The sequence below is a fragment of the Bacteroidales bacterium genome (genome assembly GCA_026418905.1).
Classification (GTDB): domain Bacteria; phylum Bacteroidota; class Bacteroidia; order Bacteroidales; family DTU049; genus JAOAAK01.
The window spans coordinates 1-22,296 of sequence record JAOAAK010000046.1 but is presented as its reverse complement, the minus strand read 5'-3'; the positions used below and the strand labels follow the sequence as shown (position 1 = coordinate 22,296).

16 protein-coding genes are annotated in these 22,296 nt (G+C 37.0%); 9 read left to right on the top strand and 7 right to left on the bottom strand.

Annotated features, from left to right (window positions below):
- Window positions 1-4: 4 nt before the first annotated feature.
- Together N2Z72_08710 and scpA are read left to right on the top strand one after the other, a co-directional pair.
- The gene (locus N2Z72_08710) at window positions 5-1,855 is read left to right on the top strand and encodes a methylmalonyl-CoA mutase subunit beta (protein MCX7697753.1); all 1,851 of its coding nucleotides are present in this window, start codon (window positions 5-7) and stop codon (window positions 1,853-1,855) included.
- A gap of 12 nt (window positions 1,856-1,867) precedes the next feature.
- Complete coding sequence (scpA, locus tag N2Z72_08705) at window positions 1,868-4,015, top strand: methylmalonyl-CoA mutase (GenBank protein MCX7697752.1); 2,148 nt, start codon at window positions 1,868-1,870, stop codon at window positions 4,013-4,015.
- 1 nt (window position 4,016) lies between these two features.
- Here the strand turns inward: scpA and N2Z72_08700 are convergent, their stop codons facing one another.
- The 4 genes from N2Z72_08700 to N2Z72_08685 form a co-directional block, all read right to left on the bottom strand.
- Entirely contained in the window at window positions 4,017-4,427 is a 411-nt protein-coding gene (locus N2Z72_08700) for a tetratricopeptide repeat protein (protein ID MCX7697751.1), read from the bottom strand.
- Window positions 4,428-4,433: 6 nt separating this feature from the next.
- Window positions 4,434-5,528 carry a hypothetical protein gene (locus N2Z72_08695; GenBank protein ID MCX7697750.1) on the bottom strand — a complete coding sequence of 365 codons (1,095 nt, stop codon included), beginning with the start codon at window positions 5,526-5,528 and terminating at the stop codon, window positions 4,434-4,436.
- On the bottom strand, window positions 5,525-6,862 hold the full coding sequence (locus N2Z72_08690; GenBank protein MCX7697749.1) for a phosphomannomutase/phosphoglucomutase: 1,338 nt from the start codon (window positions 6,860-6,862) through the stop codon (window positions 5,525-5,527). Before N2Z72_08690 ends, N2Z72_08695 begins: the two co-directional genes overlap by 4 nt.
- A gap of 135 nt (window positions 6,863-6,997) precedes the next feature.
- Window positions 6,998-8,266: an aminopeptidase gene (locus N2Z72_08685; protein ID MCX7697748.1), complete on the bottom strand. Its 1,269-nt coding sequence runs from the start codon at window positions 8,264-8,266 to the stop codon at window positions 6,998-7,000.
- Between the two features lie 57 nt (window positions 8,267-8,323).
- On the opposite strand from N2Z72_08685, the gene N2Z72_08680 reads away from it, so the two are divergent.
- A complete protein-coding gene (locus tag N2Z72_08680) occupies window positions 8,324-9,211 on the top strand; it encodes a YitT family protein (protein ID MCX7697747.1) in 888 nt (295 codons plus the stop codon).
- On the opposite strand, the gene N2Z72_08675 is transcribed toward N2Z72_08680, so the two are convergent.
- Window positions 9,201-11,516 (bottom strand): M1 family aminopeptidase, encoded by a 2,316-nt coding sequence (locus N2Z72_08675; GenBank protein MCX7697746.1) that lies wholly within the window; start codon window positions 11,514-11,516, stop codon window positions 9,201-9,203. The genes N2Z72_08680 and N2Z72_08675 overlap by 11 nt on opposite strands.
- 146 nt (window positions 11,517-11,662) lie before the next feature.
- On the opposite strand from N2Z72_08675, the gene thiL reads away from it, so the two are divergent.
- Both thiL and N2Z72_08665 read left to right on the top strand, forming a co-directional pair.
- A complete protein-coding gene (gene thiL, locus N2Z72_08670) occupies window positions 11,663-12,718 on the top strand; it encodes a thiamine-phosphate kinase (protein MCX7697745.1) in 1,056 nt (351 codons plus the stop codon).
- Between the two features lie 7 nt (window positions 12,719-12,725).
- Window positions 12,726-15,257, top strand: coding sequence for an AsmA-like C-terminal region-containing protein (locus N2Z72_08665; GenBank protein ID MCX7697744.1), 2,532 nt, complete (start codon window positions 12,726-12,728; stop codon window positions 15,255-15,257).
- A gap of 8 nt (window positions 15,258-15,265) precedes the next feature.
- On the opposite strand, the gene N2Z72_08660 is transcribed toward N2Z72_08665, so the two are convergent.
- Both N2Z72_08660 and N2Z72_08655 read right to left on the bottom strand, forming a co-directional pair.
- Window positions 15,266-16,111, bottom strand: coding sequence for a zinc metalloprotease HtpX (locus N2Z72_08660; protein MCX7697743.1), 846 nt, complete (start codon window positions 16,109-16,111; stop codon window positions 15,266-15,268).
- Window positions 16,112-16,145: 34 nt separating this feature from the next.
- Window positions 16,146-16,775, bottom strand: coding sequence for an NUDIX domain-containing protein (locus tag N2Z72_08655; GenBank protein MCX7697742.1), 630 nt, complete (start codon window positions 16,773-16,775; stop codon window positions 16,146-16,148).
- On the opposite strand from N2Z72_08655, the gene pyrE reads away from it, so the two are divergent.
- From pyrE to N2Z72_08635, 4 genes are all read left to right on the top strand, one after another.
- The gene (gene pyrE / locus N2Z72_08650; protein MCX7697741.1) at window positions 16,774-17,418 is read left to right on the top strand and encodes an orotate phosphoribosyltransferase; all 645 of its coding nucleotides are present in this window, start codon (window positions 16,774-16,776) and stop codon (window positions 17,416-17,418) included. The two genes, N2Z72_08655 and pyrE, sit on opposite strands and share 2 nt — an antisense overlap.
- A complete protein-coding gene (locus tag N2Z72_08645; GenBank protein ID MCX7697740.1) occupies window positions 17,415-17,816 on the top strand; it encodes a hypothetical protein in 402 nt (133 codons plus the stop codon). Before pyrE ends, N2Z72_08645 begins: the two co-directional genes overlap by 4 nt.
- Window positions 17,817-17,847: 31 nt before the next feature.
- Window positions 17,848-20,916 (top strand): gliding motility-associated C-terminal domain-containing protein, encoded by a 3,069-nt coding sequence (locus N2Z72_08640; GenBank protein MCX7697739.1) that lies wholly within the window; start codon window positions 17,848-17,850, stop codon window positions 20,914-20,916.
- Between the two features lies 1 nt (window position 20,917).
- On the top strand, window positions 20,918-22,296 hold a 1,379-nt coding region (locus tag N2Z72_08635; protein ID MCX7697738.1), incomplete at its 3' end, for a C25 family cysteine peptidase.

Genomic DNA, 22,296 nt, shown 5'->3' with positions numbered 1-22,296 from the left:
AAAAATGTTTTTCGAATTTACTCCTGTTAGCAAAGAACAATGGAAAGAGGCCATAACAGCTGAACTAAAAGGGTCTGATTACGATAAGAAAATGCGTTGGCAGTTATACGACGGAGTGATCCTCGAACCTTTTTACATGAGTGAAGATGTAGAAAAATATTTGTTGGACGATATCCCAGGTGTACAGACTTTTCAGAGGGGTTATAAGGAAAAAGAAAATAGTTGGAAAATTATTCAACAAATCGAAACTTTAGATATTCAACAGGCCAATGCTTTTGCTTTACATGCTTTGCAAAGGGGAGCTGATGGTATAAGTTTCAGGATTGATTACATCAACGAAGTAGAGTGGTTGGCTTTGTTATTGAAAGACATTGATTTTACTGATAATCTATTGTATGTACATTCGTTTTATAGTTATTCTTTATTGATTGACTTATTAAAAAGGGTTTGTGATTTAAGAAAAATAGACTCCACAGAAGTGAAAGGTGGTTTTAATTTTGATCCTTTATCGTACTTTTTACTTCATGGGCAATACTACAACAGTTTAGATGATAATAAAAATGAACTGAAGTTTTTGATGCAAGAGAGTAAGAAAAATTTTCCTTATTTAAAAATTGTTCAAGTTAATGGGCAGTATTTTGCTAATGCTGGTGCTTCTGCGATTCAAGAATTGGCATTTACTCTTTCTCTTGCTCATGAATATCTTGTCATTTTGCAAGACCTTGGTTTGGATATTTCCGATATTATTCCAAAGATGCGAATAACAATGTCGGTGGGATCTTCCTATTTTCAAGAAATTGCTAAATTCAGAGCAGCCCGTAGGTTATGGACCGTTATCGTGTCTGCATATTCTGAAAAAAAGGAATTGCAAAAAATCTCATGGCATGCAGTCTCATCACTATACAATAAGACCTATTATGATCTCTATAACAATATGCTTCGTAATACAGTGGAAGCTATGGCTGCTGTGATTGGAGGTATTGACGAACTTACCATTTTGCCACATGATTTTCTGTTAGGGCAGGAGACTGAGTTTGGTCACCGCATTGCTCGAAATACTCAGCTTATTCTTCGTGAGGAAGCTAGACTTGATCAAATTATAGATCCAGCAGCAGGTTCATATTACATCGAAACCATGACCGATGTAATAGTTGAAGAAGCTTGGAAACTTTTTAATCAGATCGAGGACTTGGGAGGCTTTATTAAAGCCATGGAAAGTGGATTCTTACGGAATGAAATCGACAAGATTCATCAGGCTCGTAGTAAAGACATTATAAGTAGGAAGTTTTCTTACGTGGGAATCAACAATTATCCCAACCTCAAAGAAAACCTAGAAAATGTAAAACTTCATTATGAAAAAATCTCTTCCAAAAATGCGGTTTCTTCACCAGCATTAGAATTAAGAAGAGGAGCTGAACCATATGAAAAGCTTAGAATGAAAACAGATTGGTACGTAACCCAAGGTAAAAAACGTCCGTTGGTTTTACTTCTTCAATTTGGTAATCTTACTATGCGTAATGCTCGTGCTGTTTTCTCGACCAATTTTTTTGGGATTGCAGGATTTACTGTTGATGAATTGATTGTTGAGAATGAAGATCATACATTAGTTGAACAAATTCAAGCTAAATCTCCTGATCTTGTGGTATTATGTAGCAGCGACGAAGAATACTTAACAACGGGAGTAAAATTAGCACAATTGTTATCTTCGTTGTCTCATCTACATATTGTCCTTGCTGGAAATCCAGGTGAAAATGAGGCTTTGCTTAGGCAAGCTGGAATTCAAAGTTTTATTCATATTCGTACCAATGCTCTTCAGGCATTGACAGAATATCAAAACATGTTGTTTGGTCTTTAAAAATTTTTAAGTATGAGAGCATCATTTAAAAACATAACATTGAGAGAGGTTATTCGAAATCTTCAAAAAGAGAAAGATAATTTTGCTATAATCACTAAAGAAACATTTCAAACAGCTGAACAAATACCCATCAAGCCCTTTTTTACCAAGCAAGACATAGAAGGGTTGGAGCATTTGCATTTTGGAGCCGGAATTCCTCCTTTTTTAAGAGGACCTTATGCTAGCATGTATGTGATCAGACCTTGGACCATTAGACAATACGCGGGTTTTAGTACTGCCGAGGAAAGTAATGCTTTTTATCGCCGCAATATTGCCGCAGGACAGAAAGGATTAAGTGTAGCGTTTGATCTACCAACCCATCGTGGTTATGATAGCGATAACGAACGAGTTATTGGAGATGTTGGGAAAGCTGGGGTTGCTATTGATACGGTTGAAGACATGAAGATTCTTTTTGATCAGATTCCATTAGGGGAGATGTCTGTTTCTATGACGATGAATGGTGCTGTTATTCCCATTATGGCATTCTACATTGTAACAGCTGAAGAGCAGGGAGTAAAGCAAAGCGACCTGAGTGGGACGATACAAAACGACATTTTGAAAGAATTCATGGTGAGAAACACCTATATTTATCCTCCAGAACCTTCTATGCGGATCATTACTGATATTTTCAAGTATACTGCACAGCACATGCCTAAATTTAACAGCATATCCATAAGTGGTTATCATATGCAGGAAGCGGGTGCTACTGCAGATTTGGAGCTAGCTTATACACTAGCTGATGGTCTAGAATACCTTCGTAGAGGTATTCAGGCAGGCATACCTGTGGATGCTTTTGCTCCGAGATTGTCTTTCTTTTGGGCTATAGGAATGAATCATTTTATGGAAATTGCTAAGATGCGAGCTGCTCGTTTACTTTGGGCTAAGATTGTTAAGTCTTTTAATCCACAAAACCCAAAATCCATGGCTTTAAGAACTCATTCTCAGACTTCTGGGTGGAGTCTAACAGCTCAAGATCCTTTTAATAACGTGATACGAACTTGTATTGAAGCTATGGCAGCTGCTTTTGGGCATACTCAGAGCTTGCATACCAATGCATTGGATGAAGCATTAGCTTTACCGACAGATTTTTCTGCACGAATAGCTCGAAATACACAGATTTTGCTTCAGGAAGAAACTGACATTTGTCGTGCCATTGATCCCTGGGGTGGTTCGTATTATGTGGAATACCTTACCGATAAGCTTGCTAGAAAAGCTTGGGAACTTATTCAGGAAGTAGAAGAATTAGGAGGTATGACTAAAGCTATTGAAGCAGGTGTCCCTCAAAGAAGAATTGAAGAGGCTTCTGCAAGAAAACAAGCGAGAATTGATACAGGTAAAGATATCATTGTTGGGCTGAATAAATATCGTCTTGATAAAGAAGATCCAATACCTATTTTGGAAGTAGATAACACAGCCGTACGTGAAGCTCAAATAAGGCGAATTCAAGAAGTGAAAAGCAAAAGAGATCAGCAAGCTGTCCAAGAGTCGTTGGATGCCATTACTCGAGCATGTGAGACAGGCGAAGGGAACTTACTTGAGCTGGCCATTGAAGCTGCACGTCGTCGTGCAACACTTGGCGAAATAAGTTATGCCATGGAAAAAGTATTTGGGAGATATTCGGCTACCATCCGAAGCATATCAGGGATTTACTCTTCTGAGAGTCAGGAGGATCCGTCTTTTCGAAAAGCTCGTGAGTTAGCTGAAGAGTTCACTCGCATAGAAGGTCGACGTCCTCGTATCCTTATTGCTAAGATGGGCCAGGATGGTCACGATCGTGGAGCCAAGGTAGTCGCAACTGGCTATGCAGATATTGGTTTTGATGTCGATATGGGTCCTCTTTTTCAAACTCCAGCCGAAACAGCCAAAATGGCTGTGGAAAACGACGTCCACGTTATCGGTGTCTCAAGTCTTGCCGGCGGTCACAAAACATTAATCCCTCAACTTATCGACGAACTCAAAAAACTTGGAAGAGAAGATATTCTTGTAACTGCTGGTGGTGTTATACCACCTCAGGACTATGAATTTCTTTTTAATGCAGGTGTGGTGGCCATTTTTGGCCCTGGAACGGTAGTTAGCGAAGCAGCCATCACCATTCTTGAAATTCTCCTGCGGATGAAGTAGTTCATTTGCAGAATTTTGCATCTTCGTAAATGGAACGCATTCCATATTTTTCTGCTTTCAGAAAATCCTGACATGCTGCATCAAAAAGTTTTTTCTCTTTCAGAATTTTTCCGCGATTGACATAGGCAGGTCCAAAAGTTGAATCTGTTTCAATAGCCTTCGTATAAGCTTCGATAGCTGCATCGATTTTTTTTGTGTTCATGTATATATTTCCCAAAATATACCATGATTCTGGGTCAGATGGATTTAGATCAAGTGACTTTTTAATTGCCGATTCTGCTTCAGAAAAGCGACTTTCGTAAAGAAGAACATATGCTTCTTTCTTGTAGTGTAGTGCTTTTTCATTTCGTTTGGTGCATGATAACAAAGCTAATATCAAAACTAAATTTAATACGCTAAAAGTTCGTATCATAGCTTTTTAGTTTCCCATCGTGGTGGTAGCGATAAAATAAATTCCAGAGATGGTAGGATGAGCGGGCTGGTAACCGCATGCTATGATCTTCTGACCAATGCGAGTAAAATATTTGAGTTTAATCAGTTGAGTGACGTAATTAACTTGCCAGTTTGTTCCTCCATCGGTGGTTCTCAGAATGAGACTTAAAACTGAAGGGTAATTCGAAGAGTAATATAGAGAACCATCTGGGACCAATAGAGCAAATCCGTTCCACCCATCTAGCATGATGAATTGCTCGATGCGCATTTTTTGATTTTGCCCATATTGGGATGTGCCGTCGAATTTTTTTTCCCATGTGGTTCCACCATTGGTGCTTACGTATATTTTTCCTTTTTCTGTGCCTGCCAAAAGGAGTGTATCGTGCTTGTACAAAGATGTAATCAAGTGTGGAAGTTTTGATATCCACTGTGGAGTTGTGTATGGATTGGTTAGAACGTAGACATTTGAATCTTTGGTGAGCCAAATTTCTTTTCCAAACTTGTAAATTTTATGGTAAAAATTTGATGAGATAATAGACCATTGTTGACCGCCATTGTAAGAAATTTTCAGTGAATTGTTGTCGAGTAAAAATAAAGTATCCTTTGTCAGAGCTACGATTTGTGTAGCATTAAATGTAGCAGGCTGCCAATTCCAGGAAGTTCCATAATGGAGAGCTTTTCCAATGTAAGTTGTATTGTTCCATTTTCTGAGGGAAAAAGAAAATATATCACTTTGGTCGCAAGAGAGTATATTGCCATCAAAAGTAATTTTGTGAAAAAAACTTTGTGCATTTTGATATGAGATAAAAACAGATAAGTAAGGAATTGTTTTGTAAAAATTAACAAAAAAGGTAATTGTGTCACCTGAAAAAAACAAAGGGATAACTTCAACCGGACAAAAAGAACCATAAGGGTCTGAAGGGATATCGCCTGTTGGGCGTTGAGCAACGATTTGTTTTGTCCAATTGTTTTGACCTTCGTTTAGGTCTATTTGGGGAGGTGGTGGCTCATCATCATTTTTTTTGCATTGCCAACATAAAAAAAGTGAAAAGAAAATAAATATCCATAAACCTTTTTTCATATGAATTTTTTTATGATGCTATCTATGATGGAAAGTTTTTCTTGTAGCAGTTCCTTAGAAGTAGCTTCTAATAGTAAGCGAAGGTAAGGTTCTGTATTGGACGGACGAATGTTGAACCACCAATCTGGATATTCAAGTCGATACCCGTCAAAATCGAGAATAACATCGGGTTTCTTCTCATGTATAAAATGTTGGACCACAGCATCAATAGGTGCCTTTTTTTGGTCAATTTTATAATTAATCTCTCCAGAATTCTCGTATTTTTTGATTGATTGAATGATGTCTGAGACCTTTTTTCCTTGCTGAATGAATTTTTGAAAAAGATTACTCATGAGAATGGCTGATAGCATACCCGAATCGCTGTAAAAAAAGTCGCGGAAATAGTAATGGCCTGCAAGCTCTCCTCCATAAACACCGTTGATTTCTTTGAGTTTAGTTGCTGCATAAGCTCTGCCAACTCGCCAAATTACAACTTCGCCACCCATAGGCTTAAGGTATTCACCTACAGCTTTAGACGTGCGAATATCTACTACCACCTTGCCTTTTTCTCCCCTTTCTTCCAAAAAGTAATGTCCAAGCAAAGCTATAAGAAGATCTGGAGGTATGAAATTGCCCATTTCGTCAACGAACATAACTCTATCAGCATCACCATCAAATATCATCCCAAAAGCTGCACCAACCTCTTTAACTTTTTCTCTCAAGGCTACGATATTGGATGGGACAAGTGGATTGGGTTCATGGTTTGGAAATGTACCATCAAGTTCGTCAAATAAATATGTAGGCTTGTTTCCAAAAATATCTTTGACTAAAATAGATGCCATTCCGTTGCTACAGTCAATAACCAATGGAACTTCTAAAAATTTAACATATTTTTTTAAAAAATTGATGTATTCACCTTTATAATTAAAAGAGCTAACTTTTCCTTTTGGAACGGTAGGGCGAGGTGGAGTTTGCATAGCTTGTTCGACCAACTTTAGGCCATTCTCATATCCAATAGGGGTTGCTTTTGGACCAGAAACCTTCAACCCATTGTATTGAGCTGGATTATGACTGGCTGTAATCATCACAGAAAGGTCAAAGTCATACGTAGCAGTACCCCAATAGATCATCGGTGTAGTAGTAAGTCCAGCATCATAAACATGGGCACCACCATCTATTAATCCTTCTGTCAATCGCTCATGTATGATAGGCGAGCTTGTCCGAACGTCTCTTCCTATTAAAACTTTTTTTACGTTGAAAATCTGTACCAAATAAAAACCTATTTTATAGACGTCATCTTCATTAAAATCTTCTTGCCATATACCACGAATGTCATATGCATGAAATGCACTCATGTGATTATTTTTACAAATTTGCATAAAATTTTTATAACACTTTCCCTGAGCTTTTATCTAAAAAAATAAACAAACATAAATTCCTTGAGGAATAGAATTTTAGAACAGTGTAGTTTAATTCAAATTAGAAAAAACTCATTTTGCGGCAAGCCAAGATTTCAGTGTACTTAATACGAGTGTTTTATTGTTTTCGTTTAGTCCTGCAATGTTGATGTTGTGGCAAGCATTGGGTTCTATAATTTTCAACACTTTTTTATTGTCTCCTATTTCTGCAGCGCAAGCTGTCCAAGGATCGTTGGCACCATAAATAAAAATGACTTTTTCTAAAGTTGTTTTTATACATTGACGTACGTAATGTAAAGCAGAAGAATCATACGGTAATAATTTTTCTTTGGGACACAAAATAATGTTACTTATATATGGAGATTGAATAGAAAGGTATTTGCCAAGGCCGACAGTATCATAACCATAATAACCTACCTCATAATAAGCTTGAACGTAAAAAGTGTTAGTACCACCTTCGTCAATGGTGGAGTAGCTAGAAAGAGGAATAATGGATGTAAGGTGTTTCCATAGAGTTTTAGCAGGAGCATTTTCATTAGGGATTCTACTAGGATCATGACAATATTGCCAGAAAGAAAAAGCATACTCAAGTACGAGGTAGTCCAAAGTACTATCGGGTGAAACTAGAAGTGGATATTTCTTCGCATCAACCTCCATGTATTTTTTGATTTCCTCACGTTTCTTTAAAACTGCTTGCTGAAATCGTAGCACTTTGGCGCGAATACTATCAGCTCCTACTTGCTTAAGAAATGGGATAACACGTGGATCTTCGCGATTGGTAGTAAAAGGGGCAACATAGGCAACAGTTACATCCACATCGTTTGGATAAAAACAACGATGATAAACAGCTGTACTCCCTCCTTTACTAGCACCAGTTGTTACCCATTTACCGGGGTAAATTTTTTTCAATTTTTGTATAATGTCATGGTGGTCGCATGCTGCTTGCCGTACGGTCAAATATTGCCATGAAATTGTTCCATCAGGGATGCTTTTACCGAAAAATCGATGTTCAATGATGATGAGATTCGCATCCAAAAGAGTTGAAAGTTCTTCGCTATAAAAGGGAGAGAGTGCATAACTAGCCGTATAACCCTCGGTTACGCAAACTACTGGCTTAGTAAAATCACGATGGAAAATAAAAACTCGTTGTTTAAAAAAACCTTTGGTACTATCGTTGTGATCAATAGGCATTTTAAAGAAAGTAACCCATACCTCTTTAAAATCTGAATGTTCTTTTTTGCTTTCAATTTGAACCCCTGGTAGCCTTGAAAGTTTATCCTGAAGGGTTTGCCCAGAGAGAATTATTATGAAAAGCTGAAAAAACCATTGAAATTTTTTCATTTTTTCGCAAAGCTATCATTTTTAGGGATATGTTTTCGATATTTTTGCAAAAAAAGTATGAAAAAACTCAGCAAGTTCTTCACATGGGATGAAATTCGGTCGTACGTTTACATTCTAATTGGCACGTTTGTCATGGCAATAGGTTTCGTTTTTTTTATTTCTCCGTACAAACTTGCTCCAGGAGGAGTATATGGAATAGCAATCATTTTACATCATTTGTTTTCTTTTCCTATAGGGATTACAGGTATTTCAATAGATATACCTTTAACTTTGCTTGGTATATATCTTTTAGGGCCGCAATTTGGTTTTAAGACGATTCTTGGTTTTACGCTTCTTTCAGCATGGGTTAGCTTACTTGAATTTACATGGGGCTACAATTCGTTGGTTGAAAATGATCCTTTACTTTCGTCAATTTTTGGTGGGGTTCTTTTGGGTTTTGGTTTGGGTGTTGTGTTTCGATCTCGTGCTTCTTCAGGTGGGAGCGACATAGTGGCTATGATCATCAACAAATTTACTGGAATACCCGTGGGACAATCTCTCATATATGTCGATGCAAGTATTGTAATGATGACACTTATCGCTTTTGATGACTGGAAGATACCTCTCTATAGCTGGATTGTTATTTTCATTACGGGACGTGTCATCGACACGGTCATTCAAGGAGTGAACCATGATAAAACGTGTATCATTATTACCAATAAGCCAGAAGAAGTTAGACAAAAAATTCTTTTTGACCTGAAAAGAGGTGGAACCATTATTCCTGCCAAAGGTTTATATACCAACGAAGACAGAACAATGATTTATGTTGTACTTAACAGGCAAGAAGTTGCAGAACTCCATGATTATATCTACAAAATTGACAGTGGGGCCTTTATGACGGTGATTGATGCCAATGAAATTTTCGGTAATGGTTTTCGTCCGTTTGGCTCAAGAATCAATCTCTGATAATTGAAAAAAAATGGGAGCTTATTACATTTCCATCTTTGCCTATAAAGTGCATAATATACACCCCAGGTAAAAATGGTGCAGCATAATAATATGGGAAAGTTGGATGGTGAATCACATCTAATTCTTGACCTGTAACGCTGAATATGCTTATTTTTTCTATGTTCACATCAGTGTCGTAACATTCGAGGATGAAATTTTTTCCGGGATTGGGATAAATTTTAAATTTGGCATTAAGGGTGCTTTCTTGGGTGTAGCTTTGGAAAGGTTTCCCTATGGCAAAGGCGTATTCACCTGGAGCAATATGTGAGGTTTTAAGATATCCAATGGAATTGTTGCCTGATTTTACGAAGGGAATGATCTTCCATGGGTCGTTGATATTACTTCTGTAAACAAGAACAAGCGAATCAGCACTGTTAGACGTGATAAGCAAAGACTTGTCATGAAAAGAATGATTTCTAATGTATTGAAAGTGGAGAGTTCCAACGGTACCATTTGGGACAAGTCCTGTTACTTTCCAATAGTGATTGGGTGATAAACGATAAATGGTATCAGCTAAAAGGGCAGAATCCGGTGCTGCTATGTGATGTTCTATGCGTAATAAGAAAGGACTCATAATGCTTGAAATAGTGAGATTGCAGTAGGCACTGTAAGGAATATAAGTACCTGGATTGTTAATTTGAAAAGATTCCCCGACACAGGCATCAGCAGTTTTTTCCTCAGGATCAAGCCAAACAAAAGCAGGTTTGAAAGGTAAATTAAATTGGATAACGGTATCAATACTTGAAAAATTGGCGATTTTTGATGTATGATTAAAAGTAGAATCATAAAAAACCAGTTCAATTTTGTTTCCTTTCCAATAATGATCGGCACCGTAAAGTTTTTGTTTTAATCGAACATTTGCTACGTATCCATTACCGGCCGGAAATGAGCTAAGTAAATGTGCGTCAAAATGAGGAAAACCTTTTGTGTAAACCCAGCCATCAAAGAAGTCGTTTAAGTTCATCTGAGAAACATTTTCAAGAACTTGTTTAAAATCTTCATTACCAGCATTGGCAAAGGAGAATTGTTGGGTATATTGGCGGACACTTTCGAAAAAAAGACTATCGCCTAAGTAGTTCCGAAGTGTATGCAAAACTAAAGCACCCTTATCGTATGTAGTTGAGCCATAAGTAATGTTGAGGGGAATGTTCCCAACAGGATAAAATCCCCCATCTTCTAAGTGGGCTTCTTTGAGTGTGCTAGCAAGTTCTTCCATATACCACTGTCTCGCTTGTTGCAAATTGTAGATGTTTTCTAAGAAAATATATTCGCTATATCGTGCCCATCCTTCATTAAGCCACATTTCTTGAGGAGTTTTGCACGTAACAAGATTTCCAAACCAATGATGGGATAATTCATGTATGATAAGTGTTTCATAGGAAGTATTTCCAGTAATGATCAAATTAGGTATGGCTATGCTGGTAGCATGTTCCATGGCGCCTGCATTAAATGGGACACCGACGTAACCTATTCTCTCCCATCGATAGGGTCCGAATTTTTCTTCAAAAAGACTTAGACCTTGGTGGAGATGGGCAAAGGTTCCTGCCACTTTAGAAAGCAAGTTTTGTGGTACGTAGATCTCAATAGGAATCGTGTCGTTGGTTATGCTTATATATTGATCAGTATATTTTTTATATGGACCAATTGCAAAGGAAACAAGATAAGCAGGAATAGAATCGCGTAGTTTCCAATGCCAAATTTGATGAGGAGTACCTGGCACGGGGGTTACCGATTGTAACGTGCCATTGCAAATAGCCATGAGAGAAGTATCAGTGCGTATGTAAAAACTGTAAGTGGCTTTATCGGTAAACTCATCTGTGGTTGGAAACCATGCGCGTCCAAAACTGTGCACAGGCAAATTCAGAGATACGCCAAGATTAAACACATAAGGATTGATAAAATACACGCCTCCAAACCCTTGTGGATCTAAAGGGGGTTTACCATGAAACCAAAATTTTATCTTATAATCACCTGGTTGATTGATATTTGTAAGACGCCACGTACATTCATCTACGCTGTCGATGGTAACAGAAGTTCCGCTGAAAATCTCATACGCACTGTCTAATTTCAGACACAAATAAATCAAAAAATCTGAATTCATACTTTGAATGTCAGCAATAGCCCATCCATAGAGTACCGGAGGAGTTATTTTTACAGAATCTATGTGTATTTCAACATGTTTAAACTGGACTTGAGTAATTTGGGCAAAAAGGTTTGTGTAGCATAAAAAAACCAAAACGAAATTTGCAAACCAAACTTTCATAGAAAAAAATTTATTTTTACAAATATAACATGCGATAATTAATTTAATATTAAGTGCTATGAATATTATGTGCTAATAAATGTTGAATGAACTAGCTTCTATAAGTATCCTGTATTATTTCCTTTTACATTACTTTTGACAAAAAAATGCTGGAAGATAAGAACGTAGTTTTTACACCACTAGATAAAATAGGTGAGTTTGAGTTGATCAAAATTCTAACTGAAAAATTTCAACTTAAGCAACCTTCATCTTTGCTTGGAGTAGGAGACGATGCAGCGGTAATTGAAATAAGTGATGATAAGGTATTGGTGGCAACAACAGATATACTTATTGAGCATGTACATTTTGATTTAACATGGATGCCACTGAAACACCTAGGATATAAAGCAGTCATTGCTAATTTAAGCGATGTTGTAGCCATGAATGCTACACCTACCCAAATATTAGTAACAATAGCTGTTTCGAATCGTTTTTCACTCGAAGCTGTACAACAAATTTATGAAGGAATTGAGTTTGCATGTAGCAAATACAATGTTGATCTAGTGGGAGGAGATACGAGTTCGTCCGAAAAAGGTCTTATTTTATCTGTAACTGCTGTTGGTATGGCAGAAAAACACGCTATTACTTATCGAAAAGGTGCACAGGTCAATGATTTAATCTGCGTTACAGGTGATCTGGGAGCGGCTTATGCCGGATTACTAGTACTTCAGAGAGAAAAAGTCACTTTCGAAGCCAATCCTAATATTCAACCTGATCTGCAGGGATATGAGTATGTAATAGAAAGGCAAATTAAACCCGAAGCACGTCTCGATATTTTGGAGAAGTTTAAAAGTTTTGGAATCAAACCTTCCAGTATGATTGATATTTCGGACGGGCTGTCATCTGAATTACTTCACATTTGCTCGCAATCTCATGTCGGGTGCAAAATTTTTGAGGAGAAAATTCCCATTGATATTCAAACTCAGAAAGTGGCAGATGAGTTTAACATTCCAGAATTAACCATGGCACTTAATGGGGGAGAGGATTATGAATTGTTGTTTACTATATCAGTTTATGATTATGACAAAATAAAGAACAGAGACGATATAGCAATAATCGGGTACATTACTTCACCTGAATCCGGAAGATATCTTATCAACAAAGCCGAACAGGAAATAGAACTTAAGGCCCGAGGGTGGAATGCTTTTGGCAATAAACCATGAACGAAAGATGAAACGAAGAGTTGCATGGAAAAAAGTAATCAAAATTTTTCTGATTTCCTTTTTGGTTTTGTTTTTGCTTATGTCAGGAGTTATTTTTTGGGCATGGCTTCATCGGACTCAGATTGAGAAATATGTCATAGAGCTTCTGAACCAGCACATAGATGCGCGTATTTACATTGAAAAAATAGATTACACCGTATTTCAGAATTTTCCTGATTTGACAATAGTTCTTCACGGGGTTCGATGTGTAAATTTCAAAACAAAAGATTCAGTTCTTTTACAAGTTAAAACCATAGGATTTAGCTTTAATTTATGGGATTTATTGAAAAAAAATTACGTACTCAACCAAATTAACGTAATGGATGGTTTTCTAAACATGCAAGTAACTAATAAAGGGGTGGCAAACTATGAAATATGGAAAACAGATACGACAGGTAACACTCGTTCTCGGGATTTTATAATAGAACTTAAGCAAATTCAGATAAAAAATGTTGCATTCACATACAAGGACAACTACAATAGGCTGATGATCAAGTGCCTTGTTAATCAAATGAAAGCTCAAGGAAATTTTTATGAAAACGTTTTTGATGTAAAACAGGATGCCGAATTCGATCGTTTTACCCTCGAACTTGATTCATATGAAATATGTAAGAATAAAAAAGTGAAGGCCCAAGGAAAATTCCAAGTAAACACAGACAAATTCATGATCATGTGGAGCAATGCAGATCTGCGTTTGGAGAATGTAAGGCTAAAAACCCAGGGTCATTATCATTGGGAAAACGGACATATCAATGCACAAGCAACACTTAACCAAACTACTTTTAAAGATTTGTTTTCGTTGCTGCCTCATCAATGGCTGGAAGAAATCAAAAAATATGAAATAAAAGGTAATGTTTCCTTAGACTTCAGTATTTCGGGGAAGTTCTCAAAAACATCGTTTCCTGCTATTAGTTCAAACATTCGGGTGATGAAAGGACATGTGATGGATCCGGATTCACGAGTTTCATTACATGATATGCAATTCAGTATGCAACTTAAGGCTCAAAAATCAAATGATTTGAGAACTTATGTTTTGGAGATCAACGATTTAAGTTACAAACTGGATGAACGAAATTGGAAAAGCAGATTGAAGATTCGCAATTTCCTTCAACCATCCATTAAATTTGAAATGGAAGGAGAAATGAATTTATCATCTTTGCAAAAATGGTTTAAATTGAATGATTTTAAAGTGTTTGAGGGGGAAGCTCGGGTTTTACTTCGACTGGATGATAAGTTTGATTCTTTTCATCAAATGTTCGATGATCATTGGGACCGGAAAAAAATATGGACTGATATAAAACTTCATAACGTAACCATACAATACACAGATATGCCCATGCCTATTGAGCATCTACAAGCTCGACTTAACATCAACGAAAACAAGCTTTTCGTGGACAGTTTATCATGTGTTTTCGGAAATTCAGATGTAAGTGGAAAAATGACCATCAGTCCGTGGATTCATCTCTTTAGCTCTGAAGAAGTTATTGTAGATGGGCAAATTTATTCTCAACGGATACTTTATAAAGACATCGATACGGTCTTTATATCCACTTCATCCGATGGTTCTCATCATTCAACTGGCTTGCCTCTATTGACTGGTTCATTGAAATTGCGGGTAGATGAATTTCTTTATGGCAACCTTTCCGTGAAAAACATTAAAGGAAGAATATATGTTTATTCAGATAAAATTATTGCTGAGAATTTTACTTTTCAGTCCTTAGGTGGTAAAGGTAAAATTGATGCTATTGTTCAATCTCATAAAGATCAAGATCTATACAACATTAATGTTGATGTATCCTCTATTGATGTAAGGGAATTATTTTACGAATTTAACAATTTCGATCAAACGACCATTACTTATAATCATATTAGGGGAAAAGCTAATGTAAAGGGAAATGTTGCTTTTGACGTATCGAAAAAAGGTGAAGTCATCGATTCGACCATAGGACTTGATTTCATCATTAGCATGGAAAATGGAGAATTGATTGGCTATGCCCCTTTAAATGATTTAAAAAAGTACTTAAAAGATAGAGATTTCGAACACGTACGGTTCGAGAAATTAAACGGTCGGGTTGTCGTTGCTGATCAGACAGTTTATCTCGACAGAATGCTCATCAAATCCAGTGTGGGTAATTTATGGATCGAAGGTATGCAAACCTTTGATGGGAAGGTAGAATATCAAGTTGAGATAAAATACAGTGAACTCAAACGTAAAAAAATTAAATCAGCTCCAGAAAGTGAATACGGGGAGGTAGTTAGAAGTCGTATTAATGACCCTTCCATTTACATAGGAGTCACTGGTACGGTCGATAACCCAAAATTTGAAGTGAGCGGATTAACCATCAAAGAAATAGTGAAAGAGAACATTGAACGGCAACGCTCAGAACTGAAAGAAGCGTTTCAGAAGGAATTTCTATTTAAGAAAAGAGATACCATTCATGAAAATCAAAACAAAAAACCCATTCAACCTATATTTAAGGTTGAATGGGAGGACGAATAAAAGTTATTTTAAATGATCATACTTTCGAGTCTTGCAATGCGCTTTTCAATAGGTGGGTGAGTACTGAATAAATTAGCGAGACCGCCCTTAAAGGGATTGACAATGAGCATATGTGAAGTTGCGGGATTGATTTCGCTGGTTGAAGCTGGACGATGGGCTGTATAAAGCCCTAACTTTCTCAAAGCATTGGCAAGGTAAAGTGGATTTCCTACCAATCTTGCTCCTCGCTCATCGGCAGCATATTCCCTTGTGCGAGATAAGGCCATTTGAAGCATGCTAGCTATAAGAGGTGTAAGAATAGCTAATACAAGCAAATATAACAAACTACCTACGCCATTGTTCCTATCTCTTCCTAAGAAAAAACCTGCATAATAGGCCATTTGAGCTATGAATGATATGGCACTTGCAATGACTGCAGCAATAGTTCCAGTCAGGATATCCCGATGTTCGATGTGTGCAATTTCATGAGCAAGAACTCCTTTTAATTCGTTTTTGTCGAGATATTTTAACAAACCACGTGTTACAGCCACAGCTGAACGTCTAGGACTTCGTCCGGTGGCAAAAGCGTTAGGAATCTCCATCTCAGAAATGTAGACACCCGGCTTGGGTATACCTGCCTCATCTGCCAACTCTTCAACCATTCTGTGTAATTCGGGAGCTTCTTCGGGGCTGACTTTTCGAGCACGATACATCATCAAAGCAATTTTGTCAGATAAAATAAAGGACAATCCGTTAAAAATTGTAGCTAACATGAGGGCTATCCACATACCTTCTTCACCAGCAACTGCATAACCAACAAGAAGAAATAGACCAAACATTAACAATAAAATGAAAAAGGTTTTGATGGCATTCATACGTTTATTTTTTTGTTTCGCTTACTTACAAAAATTATACCGTTTGAAAGAGGATGTGACGCACTTCATCAATAAGTTGATGAAGTGATGGGTACATCAGGGGTTTGTATTTTTCAAGTTCATCCAAATCAACCCATTTGACTTGGGTGATGTTTTCTTCAAATTGAGGTTTAAGCAAGGGAGATGTCGAGCATTTCATTAAAAACCAATGAGTTTCTTTAAGTATGTAACTATCCCCAGCATTGTATAGATGAAAAGTAGGTTGAAGTCGCCTGACGATAGTCAAATCTTGTATACCTGTTTCTTCTGAAACTTCTCTCAAGGCTGCCATTTCGTCAGTTTCTCCCCAATCAATTTTACCCTTGGGAAAATCCCAACTTTTAAGACGATAGATGATAAGAACTTTTTTCTGTGGGCTATATACGATTCCACCAGCAGCTGGAATAACTCGCATGTGAGAGTAAAAATTAGAAAATAATTTTTCCACTTCAGCATCTACAAAATAGCAAATCTGAACGGAAGGGTTTTGTTCAAAGTTTTTCAAAATTCCATGAATGTTAACCAAAGCACTAGCATCTAAAACTAGAATATGTTCATCCGATGGTGCTGAATTTGAAAATACTATAACTTTGGAAGATGTAAAAACTTTATATATTTGTTGCATGTTGTTCAGTGAAGAATTTTCAGCAAAGATAGCAGAAATTTTATTGCAAAAGAAAGCAATTTTGTTATCTGTAGATTCTTTTTTTACGTGGGCAAGTGGTTGGAAATCTCCCATATATTGTGATAACAGAAGGCTTCTTTCATATCCAGATGCAAGAGAGGTCATTTTAGAAGGTATGATAAAGATTTTGGATACTTACTTTAAAGAAGCTCAAGTTATTGCTGGAGTTGCAACAGCAGGTATTCCTTGGGCGAGCATGGTTGCTGACAGAATGAAGTTGCCTCTTGTTTACGTAAGATCTAATCCTAAAGATCATGGACTTCAACACCAAATAGAAGGAGATCTTAAGGCAGAAAGTAAGGTTGTGATTGTCGAAGATCTTGTTTCGACAGGAAAAAGCAGCTTGCAAGTGCTTGATATTCTTCGAGCAAATCATGTCGAAGTTCTTGGAATGATGGCAAACTTTAGTTACGCATTTCCATCGACAGAAGAATCGTTCGAAAAGATGAGATGTAAGTTAGTTACACTTTCAGATTATCCTTCCCTTTTGAAAAAAGCGATAATCTCAGGTTATATACATGAAGACATGCTTCAAACTTTAGAAGCATGGCGTATTGCACCAGATAAATGGAATGCCCAATGAAGGAAATGGATTTCCCTACCTATACGGTGAATAAAAACATCGATGAAATCAGAAAAATTTTCAGAGAACCTTACTTGCTAAAAGATGTGATTCAAATCCCACCCGACAAGAAAGTTAATTTTATGGATAATGAAGTAGAAGTTTTTGACGAAGCACTTGGGATTATAAAAATAAAAATTGAAGAAATCTCAGATAATTCCTTTCGTTTGAAACCTGAAATTCCATCTATGCCTGATAGGTCTTTTGCTTTAAATGTTTCGCTTTCCATGATTCATACCGATAAAACATTGATATCCATGACTTTTGAGCATGATGTGCCTTTTTTCTTCGTGCCAATACTTAAAATAACGTTGAAAGAAATATTTAGTAGATTCTTCGAGCAGCTAAACAAGGAATGATTTTTTTATTTATCTTTGGAAAAAGTTACGTGTGAGACATTTTTTAGTGGCTTTCGTTTCCTTATTTTCGCTTTTGTCCGAAGCCATGAATATCTGGTCCATCGAACTAATATGGGAAAAAAGCAATGCATTAACGTATCGTGTTGATGTTATCATTTATACTTTAGATCATACGCCAGTCGACCAAAAAATTCCTATCCAATGGGGGGATAATACGCAGGGTTTTGTCCAGTATATGTTTCACCAAGACTTACCAGGAAGATTAACGAAAGTGGTGTATCGAGGAACCCATACATATGCTGGATCAGGACTCTACACTGTTTCTGTTTTATATGAAAATTATCCCACATCTGTTTCAAATATTACTCTTTCGCATCAAGAGCCTCTTTATATAGAAGCAAAGATTTTCGTTACAACCATGTTAACTTATATTAACTCTCCAACTTTTCTGCTGCCACCCAACGAAAGTGCATGTATAAATCAAACATCTACCTTAGATCTAAAGGCTATTCCTGGAAATGATCATGACGAGCTCAAATACTTTCTTCAACCATGTCGTAGCAGTAGCAATCAGATAGCTTCTGGTTATGTGTTTCCTTCGTCTTCGAATGGATTTCAGATCGATCAAAATACTGGCAAGGTAACTTTTGTTCCTACTATGAATGGTTTTTGGGCGTATTCTGTTCGCGTAGAAAAATACTGGCAAGGTGTTCTTGTGGGTACTATTGCTAGGACATCTCTTGTTCAAGTGGTAAGTTGTCAGCCTAATCAACCACAACTTGATGTTTTTTCTGATACCTGTGTCATAGCCGGACAAAATTTCTCTGAACAAGTGAGGGCATCTCTAACAGGTAATGATAGCGTATGTTTGACGGTTTTTTCGGATGTTTTTTCAATCGGTAATCCCCCGCAATTTTTATCATTATGTGACCAACATGAAGTTGTTTCAAATTTCTCGTGGTTACCCACTTGTCATGAGGTTAGGAAAGATCCCTATGAATTAACTTTCCAGGTAAAAGCTTTTTCAGATAGTGGAAGCTGGAAAATGTTAAGCAGTTTTAATGGAAGTTCTGGTCCATTCACGCATTCAAGTTCTGGTTTAATCGGAAAAACATGCGGAGAAGGATGGGATTCTACGACATATCTGTGGTTTGGAAAGGATTCGACCACTCCAAGATTTTTACTTTCACCCGTTCTCGATCTCTCAAATGGGGATTATGTTCTTGTGTTTGATATGCTTTTTTCTACTCATACAGGTGTCCCTAACACCGACTGTGAAGGACCCGATGAACCCGACGAAGGTGTATACGTTCAATGTAGTGTAAATGGACAAAATTGGGTTACGCTAGCTTATTTCAATCCTGCTTTTCCGGTTGATAGTCCTGGCCATGCATCATATCTGATTAAGTGGAATAATTTTTCTATTCCCATACCACCTACTTTTTTATCGTCAAATGTTAGAGTTCGTTGGATTCAGTTTGAGTGTACGGACAAAGATTATGATCATTGGGGTATTGACAATGTTAGGCTTTTACGTGTTAGTCCATATAAAACAATTGAAGAAACTCGATTTTTGGAGGTTATTGCACCACCTGTGCAGAATGTAACAGCTCAGGCGCAAGGGCACAATGTGCTGGTGTCGTGGGATCCTGCATCATGTTCGAATGCGATAGGATATTATGTTTATAGAAAAATCGGACCAAGTTCATTTAATCCAGCTCAATGTGAGACTGGACTTCCTTCCTATCTAGGTTATGTTTGCATAGACACTATTTATGATATCTCTCAGACAAGTTATTTAGACAATAATGGAGGCATGGAATTACCTGCTGGTAACGAATATTGTTATAGGATAATATATTGGTTTGCTGATGGTGCTTTAAGCAAAGCTTCTTTAGAGGCTTGTGCTCAAATTGAGCCAGATGTGCCATTAATCACACATGTGAGTGTTACTAGAACTAGTGTACTTGATGGAAAAATTCAAATTAAATGGATACCACCTCTCAAATGGGATTCAACAGCCTTTCAGCCACCTTATCGTTATGTATTATATAGAATGGTGCAGGATGGAAATGAGATTCCCATATCTTCTATAGAAGGTTTAAATGCGGGTGCTTTTATAGACAGTAATTTAAATACAACGGATAAAAAGTATCGATATAAAATTCATTTTCAGTCAGGAAACGGAACAAGCAATTTTGTTGACGTTGGAATTTCTTATCCTGCTTGGTCAGTTTTTCTTAAGCCAACTTCTTTGAACAAAGCTATCTTCTTGAGTTGGGAAACTCAAGTTCCTTGGTTGATCGATTATACGGTAATTTATCGAAAAAATAATCAAACTCAGCAATTTGACTCCATTGGCCAGAGTTTGACTAATTTTTTTCTAGATACGGGTCTACTTAACAATAAAACATATTGTTATGTTGTTGAAACAGTTGGGAGATATACCATGAGTGGATTACCAGTTCCTCTGCGGAATTTCTCTCAAGAAGTTTGTCTCATGCCTAAAGATCTTGAACCTCCTTGTCCCCCAACACTTGAAGTAAAAACGCTTTGTTCTGAGATACAAAATCAAATTACAGCTTACCGCAATCCTAATTGTAACGAAGAAGATTGGTATGGTTTTGTTCTTTATTACAAGCCGACTCTCTTATTAGATGAATGGCAACCAGTAGATACTTTTAATGTATCGAATTATTATCATCAACTCCAAAATACAGTAGCCGGTTGTTATCAACTAACTTCTATTGATTCTTCAGGAAACGAAAGTACATTTTCTCCCGAAATATGTGTCGACATCGATCTGTGTGATCTCTATAGTTTACCTAATATTTTTACGCCCAATGGTGATGGATGGAATGATCTGTTTTGTCCATTCCCGTTTGATTTTGTTGAACGTATTGACCTCCACATTTTTAATCGTTGGGGTAAGGAAGTCTTTAAAACTCAAAACCCTATGATACTGTGGGATGGAAAAAACATGTACACTCATCAACTAAGTCCTGAAGGGGTCTATTTTTATGTTTGTGATGTATATGAAAAAACATTAGATGGCTTACGAAAAAGAACTTTAAGAGGAGTAATTCATTTGTATAGATGAGATGAGAAGAACCTTTCTTTTTTTATGCCTCGTTTCTTTAGCTCATATGTTTTTCTCTCAAGCTATAAAGGTTACATACTTTATTCAGAAAAATGATTCAGTAGACATTCAGCTTGAATTTAAGTCATGGGTGCTCGATAGCATTTATCGCAACGGAAAATTATGCATAGTTCCACGTTTTCCTCATTTTTCTACCATCCTTGACTCAGGCAGGCCCTCTCTTTCTTCATTTCATCCTTGGTTAATTTGGGACGAAGCCTTTCCACAAATAAGGCTCATATCCGTTACTGATACCTTCTTCTATGGTGGTTTTTTACCTGCAGAAAAAAAATACTTGACTGATTATGAAGTTGCAAGTATAGTATCTATTAAAGATACTTTCAAAAGTTCTGATTCACTTTATCCGTCTGATATCGTAAAAATCGAACGCCGCACGAGAGCTTTTGGGCAAAATCTCGTTCAGCTTGGAATTTATCCTTTCCAATATGATTTTGTTAATCAAAAATGGATTTTCCATCAAAAAATAGTGTTTCGCATTGCCAATAGATCAATTAAATTAAAGCAAGAATTGCCTTCTGTCCTTCTTAGAAATATTGTACTAAATCCGTTTATGATCAATAAAAGTTCTCATACGCAGATAGAAGGTTATCTTATTCTGACTCGACCAACATTTAAATTTTTGGCCGATAGCTTTGCAATGTGGAAAACTCTTTTGGGATATGATGTAAGGGTTGTTTCATGTCCGGGATGGACTGCTGGTTCGGTTAAAGATAGTATTCTTGCTTATTATTTTAAAAAGGATTTTTCTTTATCCTGTGTTTTACTTTTAGGTGATGTTGAAGTAATCCCAGCTGTGTATGTGCAAGATAATCAAGGTTATTATTATTCTGATTTTCCCTATACTTTGTTAGAAGGAGATGACTATTTTCCTGAAGTTTTTATTGGCAGAATGCCTGCAAGCACTGTAGCTGAAGCCAGGAGTATGATACGTAAGGTGATGCGTTATGAGCAGAATCCACCTTTGCAGTCATCTTACTATCAAAAAATCACACTTGTATCTCACTTTCAGGACGACAACAACGACACCTATGAAGACAGACGTTTTTCTCAAACCATCGAAGAAATAGCTTCATATCTTGAATTTTTAGGTAAAGGGATCAATCGCATTTATTATGCTGATGCTACGGATGATCCTCGTTATTGGAACAACGATTATTTCAGTGCCGGCGAACCCGTACCTTCTCATCTTCGAAAGCCCTTCTTTCCCTGGAACGGGAATTATTATCAGATTCGTACGGCAATCAATCAAGGAACCTCGTTATTGCTGTATCGAGGTCATGGAACAATCAATGGATGGTCGAAACCATCGTTTGTTCGTTC

Coding starts and splice junctions, on each gene's coding strand:
- N2Z72_08710 (MCX7697753.1), top strand. CDS start 5: ATGTTTTTCGAATTTACTCCTGTTAGCAAAGAACAATGGAAAGAGGCC.
- scpA (MCX7697752.1), top strand. CDS start 1,868: ATGAGAGCATCATTTAAAAACATAACATTGAGAGAGGTTATTCGAAAT.
- N2Z72_08700 (MCX7697751.1), bottom strand. CDS start 4,427: ATGATACGAACTTTTAGCGTATTAAATTTAGTTTTGATATTAGCTTTG.
- N2Z72_08695 (MCX7697750.1), bottom strand. CDS start 5,528: ATGAAAAAAGGTTTATGGATATTTATTTTCTTTTCACTTTTTTTATGT.
- N2Z72_08690 (MCX7697749.1), bottom strand. CDS start 6,862: ATGAGTGCATTTCATGCATATGACATTCGTGGTATATGGCAAGAAGAT.
- N2Z72_08685 (MCX7697748.1), bottom strand. CDS start 8,266: ATGAAAAAATTTCAATGGTTTTTTCAGCTTTTCATAATAATTCTCTCT.
- N2Z72_08680 (MCX7697747.1), top strand. CDS start 8,324: ATGAAAAAACTCAGCAAGTTCTTCACATGGGATGAAATTCGGTCGTAC.
- N2Z72_08675 (MCX7697746.1), bottom strand. CDS start 11,516: ATGAAAGTTTGGTTTGCAAATTTCGTTTTGGTTTTTTTATGCTACACA.
- thiL (MCX7697745.1), top strand. CDS start 11,663: ATGCTGGAAGATAAGAACGTAGTTTTTACACCACTAGATAAAATAGGT.
- N2Z72_08665 (MCX7697744.1), top strand. CDS start 12,726: ATGAAACGAAGAGTTGCATGGAAAAAAGTAATCAAAATTTTTCTGATT.
- N2Z72_08660 (MCX7697743.1), bottom strand. CDS start 16,111: ATGAATGCCATCAAAACCTTTTTCATTTTATTGTTAATGTTTGGTCTA.
- pyrE (MCX7697741.1), top strand. CDS start 16,774: ATGTTGTTCAGTGAAGAATTTTCAGCAAAGATAGCAGAAATTTTATTG.
- N2Z72_08655 (MCX7697742.1), bottom strand. CDS start 16,775: ATGCAACAAATATATAAAGTTTTTACATCTTCCAAAGTTATAGTATTT.
- N2Z72_08645 (MCX7697740.1), top strand. CDS start 17,415: ATGAAGGAAATGGATTTCCCTACCTATACGGTGAATAAAAACATCGAT.